Origin of the sequence: Kocuria sp. TGY1127_2, from assembly GCF_013394385.1 — a bacterium.
Classification (GTDB): Bacteria; Actinomycetota; Actinomycetes; order Actinomycetales; family Micrococcaceae; genus Rothia.
The window spans coordinates 2,685,685-2,705,729 of record NZ_AP022834.1 but is presented as its reverse complement, the minus strand read 5'-3'; the positions used below and the strand labels follow the sequence as shown (position 1 = coordinate 2,705,729).

General features: G+C 61.6%; 22 protein-coding genes. 10 read left to right on the top strand and 12 right to left on the bottom strand.

Features of this window, described 5'->3' with window-relative positions:
- Positions 1-110: 110 nt before the first annotated feature.
- The 3 genes from sake_RS12090 (at position 111) to sake_RS12080 (ending at position 3,081) form a co-directional block, all read left to right on the top strand.
- Positions 111-1,781: a sensor histidine kinase gene (locus sake_RS12090; RefSeq protein ID WP_178946142.1), complete on the top strand. Its 1,671-nt coding sequence runs from the start codon at positions 111-113 to the stop codon at positions 1,779-1,781.
- Positions 1,778-2,434 carry a response regulator gene (locus sake_RS12085; protein WP_129360266.1) on the top strand — a complete coding sequence of 219 codons (657 nt, stop codon included), beginning with the start codon at positions 1,778-1,780 and terminating at the stop codon, positions 2,432-2,434. The genes sake_RS12090 and sake_RS12085 overlap by 4 nt, the downstream gene beginning before the upstream one ends.
- Positions 2,435-2,586: 152 nt before the next feature.
- A complete protein-coding gene (locus tag sake_RS12080) occupies positions 2,587-3,081 on the top strand; it encodes a GNAT family N-acetyltransferase (RefSeq protein WP_238147677.1) in 495 nt (164 codons plus the stop codon).
- A 242-nt stretch (positions 3,082-3,323) separates the two neighbouring features.
- Here sake_RS12080 and sake_RS12075 read toward each other — a convergent pair whose 3' ends face one another.
- The 5 genes from sake_RS12075 to sake_RS12055 all read right to left on the bottom strand — a co-directional run bounded on the left by sake_RS12075 (position 3,324) and on the right by sake_RS12055 (position 8,022).
- Positions 3,324-4,139 (bottom strand): IclR family transcriptional regulator, encoded by an 816-nt coding sequence (locus sake_RS12075; RefSeq protein WP_165001002.1) that lies wholly within the window; start codon positions 4,137-4,139, stop codon positions 3,324-3,326.
- Positions 4,140-4,247: 108 nt separating this feature from the next.
- On the bottom strand, positions 4,248-4,781 hold the full coding sequence (locus sake_RS12070) for a YbhB/YbcL family Raf kinase inhibitor-like protein (protein ID WP_129360268.1): 534 nt from the start codon (positions 4,779-4,781) through the stop codon (positions 4,248-4,250).
- A gap of 35 nt (positions 4,782-4,816) precedes the next feature.
- Complete coding sequence (locus sake_RS12065; protein ID WP_243155694.1) at positions 4,817-6,379, bottom strand: GMC family oxidoreductase; 1,563 nt, start codon at positions 6,377-6,379, stop codon at positions 4,817-4,819.
- Positions 6,376-6,963 carry a hypothetical protein gene (locus sake_RS12060; protein ID WP_178946141.1) on the bottom strand — a complete coding sequence of 196 codons (588 nt, stop codon included), beginning with the start codon at positions 6,961-6,963 and terminating at the stop codon, positions 6,376-6,378. Before sake_RS12060 ends, sake_RS12065 begins: the two co-directional genes overlap by 4 nt.
- A gap of 30 nt (positions 6,964-6,993) precedes the next feature.
- Positions 6,994-8,022, bottom strand: a complete 1,029-nt coding sequence (locus tag sake_RS12055; RefSeq protein ID WP_178946140.1) for an NAD(P)-dependent alcohol dehydrogenase — start codon at positions 8,020-8,022, stop codon at positions 6,994-6,996.
- Positions 8,023-8,328: 306 nt separating this feature from the next.
- Here sake_RS12055 and sake_RS12050 point away from each other — a divergent pair, with 306 nt between their 5' ends.
- The 3 genes from sake_RS12050 (at position 8,329) to sake_RS12040 (ending at position 11,123) form a co-directional block, all read left to right on the top strand.
- Positions 8,329-8,961, top strand: coding sequence for a superoxide dismutase (locus tag sake_RS12050; protein ID WP_129360271.1), 633 nt, complete (start codon positions 8,329-8,331; stop codon positions 8,959-8,961).
- A 167-nt stretch (positions 8,962-9,128) separates the two neighbouring features.
- Positions 9,129-10,490, top strand: coding sequence for an NAD-dependent succinate-semialdehyde dehydrogenase (locus sake_RS12045; RefSeq protein WP_178946139.1), 1,362 nt, complete (start codon positions 9,129-9,131; stop codon positions 10,488-10,490).
- Positions 10,491-10,640: 150 nt separating this feature from the next.
- Positions 10,641-11,123: a pyridoxamine 5'-phosphate oxidase family protein gene (locus sake_RS12040; protein WP_129360273.1), complete on the top strand. Its 483-nt coding sequence runs from the start codon at positions 10,641-10,643 to the stop codon at positions 11,121-11,123.
- Between the two features lie 116 nt (positions 11,124-11,239).
- On the opposite strand, the gene sake_RS12035 is transcribed toward sake_RS12040, so the two are convergent.
- From sake_RS12035 to sake_RS12025, 3 genes are all read right to left on the bottom strand, one after another.
- Positions 11,240-12,085 (bottom strand): SDR family NAD(P)-dependent oxidoreductase, encoded by an 846-nt coding sequence (locus sake_RS12035; RefSeq protein WP_129360274.1) that lies wholly within the window; start codon positions 12,083-12,085, stop codon positions 11,240-11,242.
- A 205-nt stretch (positions 12,086-12,290) separates the two neighbouring features.
- Entirely contained in the window at positions 12,291-13,007 is a 717-nt protein-coding gene (locus tag sake_RS12030; RefSeq protein WP_238147692.1) for an NUDIX domain-containing protein, read from the bottom strand.
- A gap of 92 nt (positions 13,008-13,099) precedes the next feature.
- Positions 13,100-13,423 carry a putative quinol monooxygenase gene (locus tag sake_RS12025; protein WP_129360527.1) on the bottom strand — a complete coding sequence of 108 codons (324 nt, stop codon included), beginning with the start codon at positions 13,421-13,423 and terminating at the stop codon, positions 13,100-13,102.
- Between the two features lie 73 nt (positions 13,424-13,496).
- Between sake_RS12025 and sake_RS12020 the strand changes: the two genes are divergently transcribed.
- A complete protein-coding gene (locus sake_RS12020) occupies positions 13,497-13,976 on the top strand; it encodes an SRPBCC family protein (RefSeq protein ID WP_178946138.1) in 480 nt (159 codons plus the stop codon).
- A 21-nt stretch (positions 13,977-13,997) separates the two neighbouring features.
- A complete protein-coding gene (locus sake_RS12015) occupies positions 13,998-14,996 on the top strand; it encodes an NAD(P)-dependent oxidoreductase (protein WP_243155693.1) in 999 nt (332 codons plus the stop codon).
- A 104-nt stretch (positions 14,997-15,100) separates the two neighbouring features.
- Here sake_RS12015 and sake_RS12010 read toward each other — a convergent pair whose 3' ends face one another.
- Together sake_RS12010 and sake_RS12005 are read right to left on the bottom strand one after the other, a co-directional pair.
- On the bottom strand, positions 15,101-16,312 hold the full coding sequence (locus tag sake_RS12010; RefSeq protein WP_178946137.1) for an MFS transporter: 1,212 nt from the start codon (positions 16,310-16,312) through the stop codon (positions 15,101-15,103).
- A 62-nt stretch (positions 16,313-16,374) separates the two neighbouring features.
- On the bottom strand, positions 16,375-17,055 hold the full coding sequence (locus tag sake_RS12005) for a GntR family transcriptional regulator (protein WP_178946136.1): 681 nt from the start codon (positions 17,053-17,055) through the stop codon (positions 16,375-16,377).
- Positions 17,056-17,560: 505 nt separating this feature from the next.
- On the opposite strand from sake_RS12005, the gene sake_RS12000 reads away from it, so the two are divergent.
- On the top strand, positions 17,561-18,055 hold the full coding sequence (locus tag sake_RS12000; RefSeq protein ID WP_243155692.1) for a CrcB family protein: 495 nt from the start codon (positions 17,561-17,563) through the stop codon (positions 18,053-18,055).
- Positions 18,052-18,432, top strand: a complete 381-nt coding sequence (locus tag sake_RS11995) for a CrcB family protein (RefSeq protein ID WP_129360279.1) — start codon at positions 18,052-18,054, stop codon at positions 18,430-18,432. The genes sake_RS12000 and sake_RS11995 overlap by 4 nt, the downstream gene beginning before the upstream one ends.
- Here the strand turns inward: sake_RS11995 and sake_RS11990 are convergent.
- Positions 18,429-19,349 (bottom strand): AEC family transporter, encoded by a 921-nt coding sequence (locus sake_RS11990; RefSeq protein WP_178946135.1) that lies wholly within the window; start codon positions 19,347-19,349, stop codon positions 18,429-18,431. The genes sake_RS11995 and sake_RS11990 overlap by 4 nt on opposite strands.
- 92 nt (positions 19,350-19,441) lie before the next feature.
- Positions 19,442-20,029, bottom strand: a complete 588-nt coding sequence (locus sake_RS11985; protein WP_129360281.1) for a hypothetical protein — start codon at positions 20,027-20,029, stop codon at positions 19,442-19,444.
- Between the last annotated feature and the right edge of the window lie 16 nt (positions 20,030-20,045).

Sequence of the window (20,045 nt, the reverse complement as noted above, 5' to 3'; positions counted from 1 at the left end):
GGGTCGTCGCCCGATCCAGCCCTACGGAGGAGTCGATTCTGGGCATGATCCCTTTCTCTCGCTGGTTCCCGCCCCAGCACCCCCGGGGACCAATCATCTAAGCTGGGCGCATGCCGCGACCTTCCGATTCCTTCTCGCGCCGCGTGCTGATGAGCCAACTGGCCGTCATCATCGTGGTGCTGTCGCTCGCGGCCGCAACATTCGCGTGGCTGGGTGCCCGCACGGTCACCGACACCACGGAGACGCAGGCCCTTTCCATAGCGCGGACTTTGGCCGCGGAACCACAAGTCAGGAGCGGGGCTACCCGTGTGACCGCCGAGAAGCAGGTCGGTCCGGACGTCATTCGATCAAGCAACCTGCAGGCACTCGCAATGGATATTCGGTCCCGCAACCACGTTGATTTCGTGGTGGTGACCGACAACCGGGGACTGCGACTCGCGCACCCGGACCCGTCGCTGCTGGGCAAGAAAGTCTCCACATCGCCCGACGTCGCGCTCTCCGGCAAGGAAGAAATCACCCACGATGAAGGCACCTTGGGAGAGACCGTCCGGGCGAAAGTTCCGATCTATTCGGCGACCGATGACGGCACCGTGGTCGGAGAGGTCTCCGTAGGTGTACGTACCTCTGCCGTCGGGGCGGAGGTCCGTCGAAAACTGTGGGTCATCGGGGCGCTCGCAGCGGTGGCGCTGGCCGTCGGCATCGTGGCTTCGCTGGCGCTCGGGCGGCGTCTCAAACGCCAGACCTTGGGGATCGGGCCCGAAGAACTGGCCGAAATGGCGCGTCACCAGGAAGCGGTCCTGCGCGGGCTCGACGACGGGGTCCTGGGATTCTCCCCGGACGGGCGGCTGACCTTGAGCAATGAAACCGCCCGGAGCCTGCTGGGATACTCGGAATACCCGACCGAGGAAGTGCGCATACCGCATGAGATTCAGGTGATGGTCGGTGAAGTCTTGGGTGAACGCGACTCCGGGAGCTCCGAGTTGCGACGGCGTATCTCGGTCGGAGACCGGATCCTCCTCGCGACGGCGGTTCAGGTGCGACGCGGGGACATCTCAGTCGGCGGCGTCGTGACCCTGCGTGACGAGACCCAAATCCTGACGATGTCTCGCCAACTCGAATCCGTCATCACCATGGCCGATGCTTTGCGGGCGCAAAGACACGAGTTCGCGAACCGGCTTCACACGGTCATGGGACTCGTGACCACGGGCGCGCACCATGAGGCGGAGAGCTATCTGGCCGAGATTCTGCGGACCGGCCCGATCGGTGCACCCGTGAAGGGGATCGAACATGTCGACGACCCGTATCTTCGAGCTCTCGCGGAGGCCAAGAGCACCACGAGTTCCGAAGTCGGCGTGGAGCTGCGCATCTCGGAGGACTCCCTGGTCTTCGGCCGCGTTCGGGAACCGGAGGACGTCACGTTGATACTGGGCAACCTCATCGACAACGCGGTTCGTGCGGCGGTCCAAGGGGAAACGCCCTCCAAGGCGGTTGAGGTTCAGCTGCTGAGCGACGGCGAGGCGCTGCACGCTGTCGTGACGGACACGGGCGCCGGGATCGATTCGCCGGAAGACGGTGAGCGCGCATTCCAGGAAGGTGTCAGCGGCAGCGGGGCCCTGGACGACGACGCCCACGGCCTGGGTATCGGTCTGGCTTTGTGCCGACGGGTGGCAAGGCGACAAGGCGGGCGCGTGTGGTTGGTCGAGGGAAAGGACCCGCGAATGGGCGGTGCGAGTTTCGGCGTGGAACTGCCCCATGTCTTGGAGGAGAAGATGGAGTCATGACGAATGTTTTGGTGGTCGACGACGATCTGTACGTCGGCCAATTGCACTGTGAATACGTCAACCAGACGGCCGGATTCGAGGCTCTTGACCCCGTCCGCGATGTGCGGGCGGCGCGGGAGGTTCTGGGAAGTGGCGAGGTCGACCTTCTCTTGGCCGATTACGTGCTTCCGGACGGGAACGGAGTGGACCTCTTGCGGGGATTCGATGTCGATGCCGCGATTCTCTCGGCAGTTTCGGACGCCTCGGTGGTCCGTTCGGCCTTGCGTGCCGGCGCCTTGACGTACATCTTCAAGCCGTTCGACGCTGCGCATCTCCAGGGTTTCCTCCGCCGGTATTCCCGGTATCGTCGACTGCTGGATCGGGACCGTTTGGACCAGTCGAGTTTGGACCGTGCCCTTCGCTCGTTGACCGAGACCGGAGGATCGAGCGCCAATGCACCCGTGCCGGGGTCCTCGACGTCGGGAAGGGTCTTGGAGGTTTTGCGGGCTGCCCGCGGGCTCATGTCTGCATCCGAGGTTGCTGAAGCCGTGGGAATTTCCCGCGCCACCGCGCAGCGTCACCTGGTCAAACTCGCCGAATCCCGATCCGTGACAGTGACCCTCCACTACGGCTCGACCGGCCGTCCCGAGCACCTGTACGGCCCGGAACGATAGCGGCCCGCCGGGGAGGGACCGCTCATGACCGAGACGGCCGAAAAGCCCGCAACCTGAATGAACGGGAAGGCTCCCGGACCGGTTTTTCCTTTCCATGGTGCCGCGATGTGTGAACCATTTCTTGCTACTTCGACGGGCGGTATGCTCGTTCCATGGCTCGACCCGTGGCAAATCTTTCTGTGGCAGGTATGCAGGTTGAGATCCGTCGCGCGGTCTTGGGCGATGTACCCGAGATTGTGCAATTGTTGGCGGACGATCCATTGGGCCGAAGCAGGGAGTCAAGGTCTACGGAAGACGATTTGACCCCATACCGGCAGGCATTTTCCTTGATAGACGGTAATGACCGGGAGCTCCTCGTTGTGGCCTGCTTAAGGTCCGAGGTGATCGGGACCTTGCAGATTTCATTCATTCCCGGGCTGTCTCGACGCGGAGCACTGCGGGCTCAGATCGAAGGGGTTCGAATTCGCGACGATTTCCGCAGTCGCGGACTGGGCCGCGCGATATTCGAGTGGGCTATTGGACTGGCCAGATCGCGCGGGTGCTCACTCGTCCAACTGACCACGGACAAAACCCGCGCGGACGCTCACCGTTTCTATGGCAGCCTCGGTTTTTCCCCATCCCACGAAGGATTCAAACTGGCTCTGTAGGCGTTGTCGAGCCGCAACAACAAGCGCGCCTCGTGGTTCTTCGGGGAACGGGTACTGAAGAGTTCAAAAACACCGAAGCGCAATTGCTGGGACTCATTGACTTTCAACTATCGCTCGGTGGCCACGATCTCGACTTTGAACCCGGCCGAATTTTCGAGCCAATCCGCGTTGGCTTCTTCTGCGGGGCGCGAAGGAAGCAGAAACCACTTTAGACTCACCTCGGAAGGGTACCGGCACCCGGCCTACGCGATGGGTGCTTGCGTCGTGCGGTAGTAACGACTGATGCGGTTTGCGGTGTCCCGAAGACGTCGTTCAAGTTCCCTTTCTCGGACAGGATCCGTGTCCTGGGATGGGGTACTGATGGCTACAGAGCCCACGACCATGCCCGCACCATTGCGAACACCGATCGCCGCACAGGTCATGCCGGGGATGAATTCCTCCTTCTCCCAGGCGATGCCCCGATTCGCGACTTCGGCAAGATGCTCCTCCAGCGTGCCGCGATCCGTGATGGTTGTTGGAGTCAGATCCGAAGTTCCGTGCGCCTCGAGATACTGATCGAGCTGGGCTTTCGACATTCCGGACAGCATGATCTTGCCGAAGGCCGTTGCATGGGCCGCCTCGTGGAATCCGAATCGAAGCGGTCGAAGTCGTGGGTACCGGGGGCTGTCCACGACGTAAGCGAGCACCACGCCCGAGCCTCGGTATATGGCGAAATACGCCGCAGCTTTGGCGTAGTCGTGCAGGATCTGGATTTCCGAGCGGACCATAGCCGGGACCCCGACCTGGCGGTGCAAGGAGGCTCCGAGCCGATCGAGCTTGAATCCTAATTCGAACCGATGCTCTGAGCGCAGATGAGTGAGATAGTCGGCCTGCACGAGCGCTTGCATCAGCCGATAAACGGTCGGGAGGGGATATTTGAGCGCGTTCGAAATTTCTCGCGCCGTCGCGCCACCGCGCTCGGAGATGAGTTCGAGGATAGCGAGCGTTCGCTCAATGGTCTGGACGCTCGAATCACGAGGCGATGACGGCTTTGCGGAGGTCCTTTTCTCGACAGTCACGTTCACTCGTCTCCGTACATTTCAGTCAGTGTGAATAAGCCATGGGTTAGGAGCCCGACGCTCGCCCGCCCCTCTTCTCAGCGGGACGGGCGGCTTGGGTCGACGGCCCTATTTGGCCTCGAACGTTCCGGTCAGCACGGCCCGGGCAATGGTGTGCCCGGACATGTTGAACCCGAGGAACGCCGGTGTCGCGTCGGATCCGATGTCGAGGGTCTCGACGTCGAGCGCGTGAACCGCGATGTAATACGTATGGGAACCATGGCCTGCTGGCGGCGCCGCACCGAGGTAGCGGGAGAGGCTCGCGTCATTGCGCAACTGGATAGCTCCGTTGGGCAGGCCCTGACCCTCGTCTCCGCCGGCACCACTCGGTACCGACGTCGTCGAGGCAGGCACATCAGTGACGGCCCAGTGCCAGAAACCGCTACCGGTTGGTGCCGTGGGATCGTACACGGTGATGGCGAAGCTCTTCGTCTCGGAGGGGAAACCGCTCCAGGACAGCTGTGGGCTGATGTCTTCTCCGCCAGCGCCGAAAATTCCGCTGACTTGGGCGGCGGGCAGGGTTCCGCCATCGGAGAAGTCGGTGCTCGTTACCTCGAACGAGGGAACTTCTGCGATCTGATCGTACGGGGATGTATTGGCCATGGTCTCTCCTCATATATTGGTGAAGTTTTGGTGCCTTAGATGCCGTCGGTTTTCAGCTGGTCGACGATGTACTCGGCCTGTCGGATAGCCAGCGCGACGATGGTCAGCGTCGGATTTGCTGCGGCTCCGGTGGTGAAGACCGAACCGTCGCTGATGAACAGATTGGGGATGTCGTGGGTGCGCCCCCACTGGTCGACCACGCCGTCTTCAGGGCGAGCGCTCATCCGTGAGGTCCCGAGGTTGTGCGTTGACGGGTAAGGCGGGGTGCGGTGGGAGCCGATGGCACCGACGGAGTCGTAGAGCTTTTCAGCTTGTTGATACCCGTGGTCTCGCATCGCGACGTCGTTCGCATGATCATCGAAATGAACGTTCGGGACCGGAAGGCCGTTTTTGTCGGTGACCGCCGAATTCAACGTGATCCGATTCGATTCCTGCGGCATATCCTCGCCGATCACCCACAGACCAGCCGTATTGAGATAAGAATCCATGATTTCGGCGAATTCCGCGCCCCAGGCACCCGGATCGGCGAAACTGGCCAAGAACGCGGGGCCGAGCGAGATCGTCTCGAGGTAATAGCCTCCAACGAACCCACGGTCAGGGTTATGAATGGATTCATCGGCGATGACACCGGCCATTGTCTCGCCCCTGTACATGCGCACCGGCTTGTCGAACCGTGAGTACACGGAACCGGTCGTGTGCCGCATGTAGTTGCGCCCGACCTGGCCCGACGAATTCGCGAGCCCATCAGGGAACATGGGCGTCGCCGACATCAGAAGCAATCGCGGGGTCTCGATGGAATTGCCCGCGACTGCCACGAGCTTCGCGGCCTGCCGGTGCAGGTTGCCTTCCTCGTCGAGGTAGAGCACGGAATCGGCTCTGCCGGAGGCGTCGTGGGTGATCTGGACGACCTGGCAGTCGGAGCGCAGGTCCAACAGACCCGAGTCCTCGGCCCGCGGGATTTCGCGAACCAGAGTCGACCACTTCGACTTGTTCTTGTCGCCTTGGAAATTGAAGCCATCCTGGATGGATGCGGGACGACCGTCGTACTCCTCGGCGTTGGTTGCGTAGGGGCCAGTCGCGTAATGCTTGTAACCGATACGTTCCGCGCCGTTCGCGAAGACCTTGTAGTTGTTGTTTGCCGGCAATGGCTTGCGCCCGTGGGTGTGGGTTGACCCCATCGCGATCTCGGCACGGTCGTAATACGGGTCCAGATCCTCCTTGGCGATCGGCCAATCGAGAAGGTTCGCCCCTTCCACGCGGCCGTAAGTGCTCCGGGCCTTGAACTCATGCTCTTTGAAGCGCGGAGTCGCACCCGACCAGTGCGTGGTGGTACCGCCCACCGCTTTCACGATCCACGTGGGGAGGTTCGGGAAATCGGTGGTGATGCGCCATGAACCGCTTGTTGTCCGTGGATCGAGCCACGCCATCTGGTTGAAGGCTTCCCACTCGTTGTTCACATAGTCTTCATTGCGCAAATACGGCCCGGCCTCGAGCACGACAACAGGTATGCCTTGTTTGGTCAGCTCGTAGGCGAGAGTTCCCCCACCCGCACCTGAACCCACGATGACGACGGCTTCTTCATTCTGGTCGATGTTCACTTCGAAACCTTTCTCATCACGGTTTCCTGGGATCCGGGCTGGTTGCTGGTATCGGTTTGCTGACCGCCAGTCGGCGATTTGCCGGTGGCCGCGAGCACCGCATTCGGCGCGATGTCCGGCAAGGGCTCTCCGTCGTAGATTTCGATCCGGGGCTCGGGCAGCCAGTCGAGATCATTGAAACCGCGATTGATGTAACCGCCCTTGTCGAAGCTCGGTCCCTCATAACCGAGAACCTCCCAGACCTCGGGGTCGTCGTAGAGGTTGAGCACGGTCGTGCGGCGGATGAACCCGAAGAACGCCGTGGCTTCAATGCGGCGCAGTACGCTTGTCGCGGCGTCGTCGTCGAGATTCCTGAAATCTCCGCCCGCCAATTGGCTCAGCGTGAGAAGGCCTTGGGTCAGGGCGACACGGAACCAGGTCGATTCCTTGGCCTCGACGAGGATCTTGGCGGCCGTCCGCTCATACGGCCCATCCGGAAAGGCCGGATGGGGAAAAGCCACACGGAGCACTCGGATGAGCACGTCGTGAGCGTCATCCGTCAGTTCCATCTCATTGAGTTGTGGGTATTTTGCTGGGAACGTCATCGTTCAGCTCCTATCGGTCGTCTCTTCAATTCAAGGCACGAGGATTCCGCGTCCGACCAGCCGGCCGGCCTCGAGGTCATGAAAGGCATCCAGGGCGGCATTGAGGGGGTAGACGGAGGTGTGCAGTTTGACCCTCCCTTGAGCTGTGAGCGTCATCAGTTCGACCAGGTCGTTATACGTGCCGACCAGGTTGCCGATCACGTTGATTTCCCGGCTGATGATCTCGATCGTCGGCAGCTTCACGTGACCGCCGTACCCGATGACGTAGTGCGAACCGCGATTGCGCATGAGCTTGGGCGCCAATAGCTCGACTCCCTGCTCGCCGACGAAATCGAAGACGACGTGAGCGCCACCGTCGGTGATGTCGAGGACTTCCGATGCGACGGCTTCGTCGTCGCCGGCGCGCACCGTGTGATGCGCTCCGAGCTGCTTCGCGAGTTGAAGAGCTTCTTCGCTCCGGTCCACCACGGTGATCTCGGCGCTCGTGATGGCTGCAAGGGTCTGGATACCGATGTGGCCCAGCCCGCCCGCGCCGATGACGACGGCGTGGGTTCCCGGGAACAGCACGTCCGCGGCCTTCCGGACCGCGTGGTAGGCAGTCAGACCGGCATCGGCCAGGGCGGCCACGTCCTTGGGATCCAACCCGTTATCGAGCTTGACGACTGCCCTGGCGTTGGTGAGCAGCTGCTCGGCCATCCCTCCGTCGGCGTTGACGCCTGGAAAAGTCGAATTCTCGCAATGTGAGTCCTGGCCGAGTCGGCAGGCCGGGCACAGCCCGCAACTGGTCAGGGGGTGCATGATCACGGTGTCACCCGGGCTGACGTTGTTCACCGCGCTGCCTACCTCACGGACTCGCCCCGCGTTCTCGTGGCCGAGAATGTAGGGAAGCTGAGGGTGCTGGATCGGCTCCCATTGGCCTTCGACAATGTGCAGATCGGTCCTGCAGAGGCCCGCAGCCCCGACGTCGACGATGACGCCCCACGGGTCGGTGATGGTCGGTTCGTCGACCTCTTCGAGCACAGGGTCCTTCCCGTATTGATGGAGACGGATAGCCTTCACGATGACTCCTCGTTGAGTGTAACTATATGTGGTCTGGAACACAGTTTCACCAGGTCACGCACGTACTGAGAAGTTCGGCTCTCGCAGAGTGAGAATCCGCAGCCCTGAACTTCCGGGTCGCACCACCGAACGGTTCTGCGGCGCGAGCCGGCGGCCCAGGGAATCTGCGCCGCCGTCACACGTATGGCCCCGTGCTACGCCGGTCTTCGCTGGCGGCGGAAGTTGTGACGCAGCCCTAGAGGCCGACCATGGCGGGTGTTAAAGTCGACAGTGGATCTATTAGCTGGATCACTGAAAGGATTGGTTATGGCTGACCAGTACGTACTTCCGGATCTTCCGTACGACTACGCGGCTCTCGAGCCCAATATTTCGGCTCGCATCATGGAGCTGCACCACGACAAGCACCACGCGACCTACGTCAAGGGCGCGAATACTGCTCTGGAAAAGCTGGAAGAGGCCCGTTCGAGCAACGACCTCACCTACGTGAACCAGCTCGAGAAGGATCTCGCCTTCAACTTGGGCGGGCACACCAACCACTCGATCTTCTGGAACAACCTGTCTCCGGACGGAGGCGACAAGCCCACCGGTGAACTCGCCGCAGCAATCGACGACTTCTTCGGATCCTTCGATGCGTTCAAGGCGCAGTTCACCGCAACCGCGACCGGCATCCAGGGCTCCGGTTGGGCCGTTCTTGCATGGGACGCCATTGGCGAGCGTCTGAACCTGTTCCAGCTCTATGATCAGCAGGCTGGCAACATTCCGTTGGCTCAGACTCCGATTCTGCAGCTGGATATGTGGGAGCACGCCTTCTATCTCGATTACCAGAACGTCAAGCCGGACTACGTCAAGGCTTTCTGGAACATCGCCAACTGGGCCGACGCCCAGGAGCGTTTCGATCGCGCGCGTTCGCAGACCAAGGGCCTCATCATTCCCCAGTAAGGAATTTATGACCCTGGTTCGAAGCCCCGCACCCACTAGGGTGCGGGGCTTTTTTGCATGCGAGACGGCGCAGGCTTGGCCTCATCTCTCATGATGGTCGTGCCTGGAAAGTCTTCTACAAACCGGGAAGAGTCATGGGCACAACCGTCGCAACGTCGAGGAGCTGTATGTACGCCATCATCAACCCCACCACTGGCGAAACCGTCCACGAATTCGAGAACGCCACAAGCGATGACATCGAATTCGCACTGGAGACCCTCCACAACGGGTACCGAGCCAATCGGCAAGCTACCCCCTCGGAGAGATCAAGCGCTCTGCTCAAAGCGGCCGAGCTTTTCCGGGACCAGTCAGACGAGCTTGCGGGCGTCATCACCCGCGAGATGGGGAAACGGCACCAAGACGCCCGCGACGAGATCGAAATAGTTGCCCAGATTTTCGAGTTCTACGGTTCCAAAGGCCCGGAGATGCTCGAAGAACGCCGTATCGAGGACTCCACGCAGGATGACTACGTGCAGTACCGCCCGACCGGCATCGTACTCGGTGTGATGCCCTGGAATTACCCGATGTACCAGCTCGCTCGATTGGCTGCGCCGAATTTGGTCCTGGGCAATACTGTTCTCATCAAGCCGGCTTCCTCGACTCCAGGGTCAGCACTGGCCTTTGCGGATGTTCTGGCCGAGGCCGGCCTCGGACCGGACGTCTACCAGTCGCTGTTGATTGCCTCAAAGGATATCGAGGCTGTCATCCGCGATCGTCGGATCGTCGGAGTTTCCTTGACGGGCAGCGAAGCCGCAGGTGCCTCGGTAGCTTCGATCGCCGGCGAAGAATTGAAAAAGGTCGTGCTCGAACTTGGCGGTTCGGATCCGTTGATCGTCCTCGACGAAGAAAATATCGAGGACATCGCGGCGCTCGCCGTGGAAACTCGACTCGAAAATATGGGGCAGGCCTGCAATTCCCCCAAGCGTTTCATCGTGATGGAAGAGGCGTATGCCCCCTTCGTTGCAGCCGTCAAAAGGATTCTCGACAAGGGGTACGGCCCGGGCGACCCGCACAAGCCTTCGACGACGCTCGGGCCCCTTTCTTCGGAAAGCGCGGTTGACGCTATTGCTCAGCAGGTCGATCGGGCCGTATCTCAGGGGGCGACCCTGGTCACCGGCGGTAAGCGCCTGGATCGCGCCGGTTTCTACTACGCACCGACTCTGCTGACCGGTATCACCCCGGACATGGACGCCTACTACGAAGAGCTGTTCGGCCCGGTCGTCGTCGTGTACTCGGTCAACAGCGACGAAGACGCTATCGAAATGGCCAATGATTCTCCGTTCGGTCTCGGAGGCGCCGTCTTCGGAGGCGACCCCGAGCGCGCCGAAGCCGTGGGAGAAGGCCTTGAGGTCGGGATGGTATCCGTGAACATGCCTGGCGGTAGCGCGGCGGAACTTCCCTTCGGCGGGGTCAAGCGATCGGGCAACGGACGGGAGCTCGGTCGCCTGGGGGTCGTGGAATTCGCGAATCAGCGGCTGTTCCGGCGGTAAACCCGGCGCGAGCCCGAACTCGAGACAAGGGGGCCGGGCACCGTTCCACCGTGAGCAAAAGGATGGGACGGCTCTGGCCAGAGGCGGTCGGGACGGACGATGATAGGGGTAGAGCCAACGCGCCGCATTTCACGATTGAAAGGAACCGCAATGTCTGACCTAACTCAGGAAAAGATCGTCGAGATCATGCGCAGCGAGCGCTTCGTCATGCTGACCTCCGTCTCCAAGGATGATGGCAAGCTCCACTCCCACCCGATGACTCCGCAGGAAGTCACTGACGACGCCGAGGCCTGGTTCTTCATCGGGCTCCACGGTGAATTGGCCGATGACCTCATGAAAACCTCCGAGGTCAACCTCGCCTTCGCCGAGGTCGGATCTTGGCTTTCGGTTTCCGGACACGTCGAGTTCGAGAACACCAACAAGGAAAAGATCGACCAGCTTTGGAACGACGGTGCCGCTGCTTGGTTCGAGGGCGGCAAGGAAGACCCGAACTTGGGTCTGATGCGCTTCGTGGGCGAATCCGCTCAGTTCTGGGGACAGCCCGGCGGCAAGGTCGCTTCTCTGGCTCAGATCGTGAAGTCGAAGTTCACCGGTGATCGTCCCGCAGGCGGAAGCGAGACCGTCGAGCTCTAAGGGCGCGCTGGGGTCGTATGACCCATCCCTCGAATCGCCACAACGGCCCCGATTGATACTGGTCAATCGGGGCCGTTTTTGACGACCCGCAGGCCGGAGGCCGGCGTTGTCATCCCTTAGCTGAATTGGATACCGCCATCCACCAGCATCGTTTGCCCGGTTATGTAGTCAGAGTCCTCTCCAGCGAGGTATGAGACCAGGCGGGCGATGTCGTCGGGAACGGAAACGCGGCCCAACTGGATCGATTCGGCGTTTTCGGCCAGGGCTTCACCTCGCTGCTGACCGTGTTTGGCCGCGAGTTTCTCATCGATCAAGTCCCACATGGCCGTGCCGACGATGCCCGGACCATACGCATTGACCGTGATTCCATGTTCGGCCCACTCCATCGCAGCGGCCTGAGTGAGTCCGCGGACCGCCCATTTGGTCAGCGAATACGGCCCCAAATATGCAAATGGTCGGAAAGCCACGATCGAGGCTGCGCCGATGATCTTGCCTCCGTGTCCCTGGTGCACCATCTGGCGCGCGGCCTGGCGGTAGGAGTTGAAAACCCCTTTGATGTTGACGTCCAGGATTTTTTGGAAGTCCGCGGCGTCGTATTCCAGCAATTCCTGCACCTGGGCGATCCCGGCGTTCGCGACGAAGACATCCACATGTCCTCCCGCCTTGACTGCGGTGGAAATGAGATCCGCGACCGAGTCTTCGTCGGAAACATCGACGGTCGTGCCCGTCGCGGTGCCGCCGGCCGAGTTGATCGACTCGACCGTCGAGTCGATGCCCTCCTGCATGGAAGGTAGATCTGCCACGACGACGTGCAGTCCGTCCCGCCCCAATCTTTGGGCGATGCTCTCCCCGATTCCTCGCGCAGATCCCGTAACGATAGCGACGCGCTGTCCAACGGGTGCATGCCGGCGAGCCGCTTCGACTGTTGAGAGATCCCCTGACGCGGTGTCCTGTGTGCTCATGACTTCTCCTCATTGAGTATCGATAATGAGACCTATGGTGTGGGTCACATCCGAAGTCAATCAGGAAGAGTATTGGACGCGGAATACGCGTTATCGGGGAGTGGGAATTGGTTTCCGGGTTCGGTCGGGAAAGCTGAAGAGTCAACCATCCGTGCGCCGCGAGTCCGCGGGTTGCGGGACACAGCGTGAAAATCGGAGGGTACCCTTACGGATTCTCATCCTGACGCATCGCGGCGTCGTGCGCGGCCGCGCGGTACATACCGAGGGGCCCCTGATCCGCAAAAGCCTGAGTGTGGTCGTAGCGGAACAGGCGCGGTGGTCGGTGCCTGGTCCCTTCGACCCGTTTGCCCGTGTCGATGATGGATTTCGAGGCCGCAATCTGGCGTCTGAAATTCGCGGGATCCAGAGGGCGCCGCAGGATGGCTTCGTATACCTCGCGCAACTCGGCCAAGGTGAATTCCTCGCCGAGGAACGAGTGAGCGATCCGTGAGTACTCGACCTTATTCTTCAGCCGGTACAGGGCATAATCAACGATCTCGTTGTGATCGAAAGCCAAACGGGGCAGGTCGTCGGCTCGCATCCACTGAATATTCTCGTGGACTCGGGAGTGGGCAACCTCATTGGCGGGGATCGACGCCCAGTACACGACCGAAACCACGCGCTCGCTAGGCGGCTCGACGTCGTCGTAGTCGTCCTCCGGGCCGGGTAGTCGATGGACGCGTCCGAAAGCGTACAGCTGCTCGAGGTAGCCGGGCACCAAACCGGTCGCTCTCTTGAGGGTCGACGCCGCCGACATCTCCAATGAGAGGTCCGGGGACAGCGGCCCACCGGGAAGAGCGAACCTGCCTTTGAAAGGTTCCCGCAGACGCCGGACCAGCGGTAACCACAACGAGTGGGGCTCGTCTTTCGCCTCGCGTCGCATCGCGAGAATCACGGTCGAGACGGCGAGCTGGACCGAGCCGTGCGCATATCCGGCGTCCTGGGGAAGGTCTTCCGTCTGCGAAGGGACGTCGTTCACTGCTCGATCTGCAATTCGCCCATGCGGTCCCACCCATCTCCTTCGACCTGGCGGGAAAGAATCTTCGGCGTCTCCACGAGGTGCGGACGCATGGACTCCAAACCTTTCTTGAAGTGGTCGCTGTTGACGTGATCCGAAGCGGCATCGTCGTCGAATGCTTCGAGCAGCACGTACTCGTTCGGATTCTCGATGCTTCGGGACCACTCGAACCACTTGTTGCCGGGCTCGGCCCGAGTCGCCTCGGTGAATTCGCGCGTGATGTCAGTGAATGAGTCTGCGGATTCCGGCTTGACCTGGAATTTGACGATGATGGAAATCAACGGGGCACCTCCACGGTAAGTGTTGCTTGCACTACCCATGGTGACACACCCCGGTGATGCGAGAATGGGCTGCATGAGCAATTCCCTCGTGCGTTTCCTGGACAGCCCTGCAGAAGTCATCGCGGCAGAGACCATTCTGTCCGAGACATCTCCCGAATCCGTCTATGCGCTCGTTTCGGATCCATTCCGTCACTGTGAGCTCGACGGATCAGGAACGGTTCAGCGGCAGATTTCGGGGCCGGAGCGTCCCAGCGTGGGGGACCGCGTCACCCAGTTCATGCGCCTGTACGGGATTCCGTATCGCATTAGCCTGACGGTGACCCGTGCCGAGCCCAACCGCGCCTTCGCCTGGCGGATGCCGACCGGCCACACCTGGACTTGGGAAATGGAGTCCATCGACGAGGGCACACTGGTTCGGGAAACCTTCGATGCAAGTCCCGCGAGGTTCCTGGGTCTACCTTTGGCGGGGATATTCAGGCTGAACGGCTCCTTCGCGCGCAATCGACGAGGCATCGCGACCTCGCTCGCCCGCCTTCATCGGACGTTGGGTTAAGGTCCATGTGAGAACCGTGGCATGCGTCTCGTAAGCTGGGAGGACCGTACCGCCGAAGGAGAAACCGTGAAGATTCTGCTGCCCACCTCGGTCGAGATCGACCAGGGCAAATTGCCTTTGGGGGAGGACGACGACGTCGCCGTCTACGATCCCACATCGCCCATTCCGGAAGAACACGTCGACGCCGAGGTCATGGTGGTCTGGTCCAATACCGACGACCAACTCGCCGATTCCGCGCGACGCATGACCAATCTCCGTTTGATCCAGGCGCTCCTGGCCGGTCCGGAGAAGGTCCAGAAAGCAGGCTTCCCGGAGGACGCGGTGATCTGCTCCGGCATCGGGTTGCATGACAAGACGGTATCCGAGCACGCATTGGCTTTGACCCTCGCGCTGGTGAGGTCCTTGCCCACGCTCGGCGAGCATCACCGGGATCATCACTGGGCCTCGGAGCTGGGCGGCCCGCAGCCGCTTCACCCCGCCGAAGGTCCCATTACGACCCTCCTCGGCGCTCAGGTCACGATCTGGGGTTTCGGCTCGATCGGTTCGACGCTGGCGCCTTTGTACTCGGCCCTTGGCGCCAAAGTCTCGGGTATTGCGCGTTCGACCGGTCAGCGCGACGGCTACAACGTCGTCGCGACGGAGGAGAAGGACGAACTCCTGGCCCGGACGGACGTGCTCGTGATGATCCTCCCGAATGCGGAAGCAACCAATCACGCTCTCGACGCCGAGGTTCTGCGAACGCTACCGGACAGCGCATTCGTGATTAACGTCGGCCGTGGCTCAACGGTCGACGAAGACGGGCTCATCGGCGCTCTATATGACGGACAGATTGCCGGAGCGGCCATTGACGTGGCCTCACAAGAGCCCCTCGGCTCGGACAGTCCGCTGTGGGATGCCCCGAACCTCATTATCACTCCTCACTCGGCGGGCGGCCGCCCGGTCGATCCGGAGGACCTCATCGGTCATAACCTCGAGGCCTTGCGTGGTGCCGGGGAGTATCGCAATGCGATGAACGCCTAGTTCGTCTCGTACGCACTTCGCCGCATGCACCCGAACGACTCGTGAGTGCTCGAGTGCAGGTGGCGATGTGCATTCCGGGCCGTGGGACCGTCGCCGGAGCTATATCAAGCAGTCTGGGGAAGATGCTTGCGATAGAACGTCGCCACCAGGGCCAGACACAGCAGCGCGATTGCGCCACCTCCGACGAACATGACCTGGTAGGTGATCCAGGAATTGAGAATTGCCAATGCGGCCGGGACGAAGAATCCGAGGTAAGTCAGCGAGTAATAGACTGCGGTGAGTCCGGCGAGATCCTTGGGGCCCGCAATGCGCTGGACCTCTTGAAGACCAGAGACCAGTAGCAGTCCGTATGAGCTGCCGAGCAGGGCGGCCGCCAACGTCGCGAGCCAAGGGCTGACGGTGTGCGAGGCCCAGGCCGCGCAAACCATCGCCGGAACCGTGACCCCGAGGGCTATGACGATGGCCCGAGCCGACCCGACGTCGTCGAATCGCTTGCCGAGCTGCTGCAATGCGAGGCCGCACCCCAAACCGACCATGCACAGAAGGCCCGAGAAGCCGATGTCGAACCCCTGGGTCCGTGTTCCCAACACGCTGGGCAAGACCGCGTACGCGCTGCCCGCACATCCGAAGACCCAAGGCGCCATGGGAACCACAACCCACAGGAACCGACGGTGCTTCGCGGTGGGTATGCGCAGGTCATCGATGAGCCGGGCTGGTTCGAGTTGCCGACTGTGGGTTTCAGGGGCGCGCATCACGGCAACGAGGCCGGCCACGGCCACTGCCATGTGCACGATGTACGGCAGTTCGGCCGGCATAGGGCCGAACTGCGCGAGGGCCGCAGCCACGGCGGCGCCCAAACCGAATCCTGCCGTCAGGGACATTGAGGCTCGGCGTGCGCCGGCCGCGTGGTCCGCTGCGGAATCATAAGGTGCAACCGACAGCTCCTTGATCCACGACCCGCCGACCACCATGCCCAAGCCCAGCCCGAGGCCGGAGAAGATCCGTCCGATGAAAAGAACCGTCGGGGATGCAGAACCAACCGCCAACAGGATCGAGGCGATCAGGGCAAATGCGGGAGCCGGGATCATGAGCGGGCGTCGCCCAAACCGGTCAGAAAGCGGCCCACCGATGAGAAGGGCAGGGATGATGCCGAGAACATACGCCCCGAGAAGGACATCCACTGCCCCCGTGGTCAGGCCGTCGAGGTCCTTGTACATCACGAGCAGAGGGGTGAACTGATTGCCTCCCCACGCGACGGCGAAGAGAGATACTGCGGCGAGTAACCACGGTGGGACAAGGCGCTTCTGAGGAAGCAAGAGGTTCCTTTCGGGATGAATCCGAACGTCGGATGGCGTGCGGTTGGTGATGGTGGTGGAATTCAGGACAAGAAGCGCTCGTGGATCTCGTGGAGATGGGCTCCGAGGCGCTCCCGGAATAGGGCGGAGTCATCCCGGGCAATGAGTTCGGCGAGCTCGCGATGGTGAGCCAGGACGGCTTCGGCTTGCTCGTTCGACTTCCAAATCGCCCGCGTGGACATGCGGCGCTGGCGGTCCTTGAGGTTCTCGAAGAAGTCGATGAAAAGGCTGTTGCCTGCCCGAGCCACGATGCACTGATGGAAGTCCGCATCGATTTTTGCGAAGTCCTCGTCGTTGTGGGCTGCCAGCGCCTCGCTCTGGTGGCCGATGAGTTCGCTCAATTCGGCAGCAACTTCCCCACCACGGTCCGAAGCCGCTATGGACTCGACCGCATGGGACTCGACGACGATCCTTGCCTCGATTACGTCCCGTACTTCGTTTGGCCCTGCCTGACGGATGAGCGCACCACGTTTGGGGTACAGCGTCATCCATCCCTCGGCTTGGAGGCGTATAAAGCCTTCCCGGACCGGTGTGCGGCTGACCTTCAGATCTGTTGCGATCTCCCCTTCGCTGATGAGGGACCCGCCCTCCAGGCGATGGTCGAGAATGCGGGCCTTGACCTCTCGATACACGAGATCGCTGGCGGGTGTGGCCGAGGCCGGACTTGCCTGTTCGGGGCGGCGTTGTGAGGCATTCTGTGCCAAATTCGGTTCCTTCGGTTACCGTTCCGGATCAACATAAGCGCAACATAGATACAAGTTGTACGGTAGGCGTGTCGGGCCGATCGCGCAAGGGGAATGTTTCTGCATTGACATGTCATGGGGACCGACATATTTTGAAAACCACTGGACGGACAGGTTCCGTCACGGCGGTGGGGCTCGCCGTTGCCCAACTTTGCGGTTCTTCGAATCGGATGCACTCGGATTCGAAGGCGCGACAACAGTCCCTACCTGAGTCGATTCGGTATGTCTTCCGATGACGTGCCGCAGCTGAAAGGTAGGTGCCCCATGAATCCTCGAAAGACCCCCACCGACAAACGGGCCGATGCCAATACTGCCGGTGGTGAGATGAGATGAGTCTGCGCAGCTCCGCGATCGTCGTCGGCATCGATCCGAGACAGCTCGATCTGATCGTGGATAGAGCACGGGATTCTTCGACCGTGCCGAGAGAAAGCATGGTCCATCACGAACAACGTCGAGGTACATCAACGTGTCACAGAGTAACCATGGCATTGCCGGCGGGCCCACGAAAAAAGCTCGGCCGGTGCACCTCCGGCCGGCCTTCCTGGGCCTCGCGTTCCTCGGCGGTGCCGTTGGGACGAGCCTTCGGTACGCGCTGACACTGTTCTTTCCGGGCTCGGGAAGCGCCCTCGGGGCCATTCTCGCGATCAACGTCGTCGGAGCGTTGTTCCTCGGATATGTGTTGGAGGCCCTTGCTCGTCGGGGAGCGGACGTCGGGGGACGGCGCACCGCGCGCGTCCTTATAGGAACCGGAATCCTCGGGGGCTTCACGACGTACAGCACGTTGGCCACGAACGTAACCGGGCTCCTCGGTTCCGGCCACATTTGGGCCGGAACCGGCTACGCAGTGCTCAGCGTGGTCGCCGGCGTCGTCGCGTCCGGAGCCGGGATTCTCCTGGCGGCCCGGACCGTCGGACCAGCGGTCGTGGCAGCGGATCTCGACGACGAGGAGACCCCGGCATGATCGACTGGTTGTTCCTGGGCGTGGCGCTCGCGGGCGGAGCGGGCGCCGCAGTCCGGATGTTTCTCGACGGAGTGCTCAGATCAGTGCTCGGCAGTACCATGCCGTGGGCGACGAACCTCATCAACCTTTCGGGCTCGCTTCTGCTCGGATTCCTCGCGGGATTGCTCATGGCCCAAACGATCTCGTCGGAAGTCCAGATCACGGTCGGCGCCGGCTTCATGGGCGGTTATACGACGTTCTCCACCGCGAGCGTCGAGACCTTTCGGCTCGTCCAGGAACGTCGCTGGGGCGCGGCACTGATCAACGCATTTGGAATGGTGTTCCTGGCGACCGGCGCGGCGGCCGCGGGTCTGATGTTCGGAACCCTCTGGGGCTAGGCCATGATCGCGGCAATCACGAACAGTGCCGGTACAGCTGCGATTGTTGAAAGCAACACGATGTCCCTCGCCAGAGAGATGCTCTGGTTGTATCGGGACGAGAAGCTGAAGAGGTTCTGAGCCGTCGGCAACCCGGCGAGGGCCGTGGCCGCGAACAGGTCGTGAGGGGCCAAATGGAAAACGTACTGTCCCAGAAGGAAAGCCGCGATGGGCATGGCCACGACTTTGAGGCCGACCGCAAGCAGAGTTTCAGTCTTCTGACCCTCGACCGCGAGCGGGCGATTTCCACGCAAGGACATTCCGAAGGCCACCAGAATCAGCGGGATTCCCGCGCCGCCGACGAGTCCCAAGGGCTCGTTGATCACATTGGGCACGGGGACCCCCAGCGCATTCACGAGGACCCCAAGGACCGATCCGATAATGATGGGATTGCGAAACGGCTGGCTCAGAATGTCCCGGGCGGAAACCCTGCCTTTCGCGACGACGTCGAAAATTGCCAGACAAACCGGTGTCGCGAGAACGAGCTGAAAGAGCAGGATGGGAGCCACCTGCGTGGGGTCACCGAAAATGTACGTCGCCACGGGAAGGCCCATGTTGTTGGAATTCAGAAGGGCCGAACCCACTGCCCCGACCGTGACTCGACCGACTCCGCGTTTGAGGAATACTCCCGCGATCAATGTGTAGACCGCGGCCATTGCAGCGAAGCTCAGGGCGGCCACCGGAAGCCGGGCAGAGAAGATGACGTGCAGGTCAGCGGTCGCCAGGGTCGTGAACATGAGGGCGGGGAGGGCCACGAAGAACGCGAACCGGTTGAGGGTCCACCCGGCGTTCTTGCCCAGGATGCCCATCCGTTCAACGAGGTACCCAATGCCGACAACGACCCCAATGATGGCGAAGCCTTCGAGCACTCCGAACATGTGGCCCTTTCTTGCACTTCCGTTCTAGCGGTTTCAGCTTCCCCGCAGGTCAGCCACCCGCGCAAATGGTGACCATCATGAGAAACGGAGAATCAGTGGGAAGAAACAAACCAGAGATGGCACGCTCCGAGAATTACGCCGATGACGGAGCCCACGAGAATCTCCGGAACGGTGTGTTTTCTGAGGTGCCACCGGGACCAGCAGACCGTGGCATGAACGATCAGAGACAGGATGATCCACCACGGCCCCAGCAGGCCGGGGAGAACCATACCGAAGACGGCGCTCATGCCAGCATGCGCGCTGGCTTTGAGCCGAAAATTCACGAGCGCGATGACCAGGACGGCCAGCAGCATCACCACGATGATGCTCTTGGTGGCAGCCGCAGCAGGGGCAACCAGAAGAATCGTGGTGCCCGCGGCGATCGAGATCAGGGACAGGCCGTAGAACACGTATCGCTGTTTCCGGTGGTAAATGAACCGATCGCTGACCTGGCCCGTGTGCGCCATATACAGGGAAAGCCCCCACGGGATCACGACGACGGCAACGACGCCCACGGCCGCCTGCCATGCCCATCCCGGGCCTGCGCTCGCGGGAACAGCAATGAGCAACGCGGCGGCGAGGATGAACGGGGAGAAGATTTCCGTGCCGGCGAATGCGGCGGCTCGTTGAAGACTATGCACGGATCCACTTTATGCA

Bases quoted from the DNA above. Each gene is read 5' to 3' on its own strand.
- sake_RS12090 (WP_178946142.1), top strand. From the start codon at position 111: ATGCCGCGACCTTCCGATTCCTTCTCGCGCCGCGTGCTGATGAGCCAA.
- sake_RS12085 (WP_129360266.1), top strand. From the start codon at position 1,778: ATGACGAATGTTTTGGTGGTCGACGACGATCTGTACGTCGGCCAATTG.
- sake_RS12080 (WP_238147677.1), top strand. From the start codon at position 2,587: ATGGCTCGACCCGTGGCAAATCTTTCTGTGGCAGGTATGCAGGTTGAG.
- sake_RS12070 (WP_129360268.1), bottom strand. From the start codon at position 4,781: ATGGCCAATACATCCCCGTACGATCAGATCGCAGAAGTTCCCTCGTTC.
- sake_RS12060 (WP_178946141.1), bottom strand. From the start codon at position 6,963: ATGACGTTCCCAGCAAAATACCCACAACTCAATGAGATGGAACTGACG.
- sake_RS12050 (WP_129360271.1), top strand. From the start codon at position 8,329: ATGGCTGACCAGTACGTACTTCCGGATCTTCCGTACGACTACGCGGCT.
- sake_RS12045 (WP_178946139.1), top strand. From the start codon at position 9,129: ATGTACGCCATCATCAACCCCACCACTGGCGAAACCGTCCACGAATTC.
- sake_RS12040 (WP_129360273.1), top strand. From the start codon at position 10,641: ATGTCTGACCTAACTCAGGAAAAGATCGTCGAGATCATGCGCAGCGAG.
- sake_RS12035 (WP_129360274.1), bottom strand. From the start codon at position 12,085: ATGAGCACACAGGACACCGCGTCAGGGGATCTCTCAACAGTCGAAGCG.
- sake_RS12030 (WP_238147692.1), bottom strand. From the start codon at position 13,007: ATGCGACGCGAGGCGAAAGACGAGCCCCACTCGTTGTGGTTACCGCTG.
- sake_RS12020 (WP_178946138.1), top strand. From the start codon at position 13,497: ATGAGCAATTCCCTCGTGCGTTTCCTGGACAGCCCTGCAGAAGTCATC.
- sake_RS12015 (WP_243155693.1), top strand. From the start codon at position 13,998: ATGCGTCTCGTAAGCTGGGAGGACCGTACCGCCGAAGGAGAAACCGTG.
- sake_RS11995 (WP_129360279.1), top strand. From the start codon at position 18,052: ATGATCGACTGGTTGTTCCTGGGCGTGGCGCTCGCGGGCGGAGCGGGC.
- sake_RS11990 (WP_178946135.1), bottom strand. From the start codon at position 19,349: ATGTTCGGAGTGCTCGAAGGCTTCGCCATCATTGGGGTCGTTGTCGGC.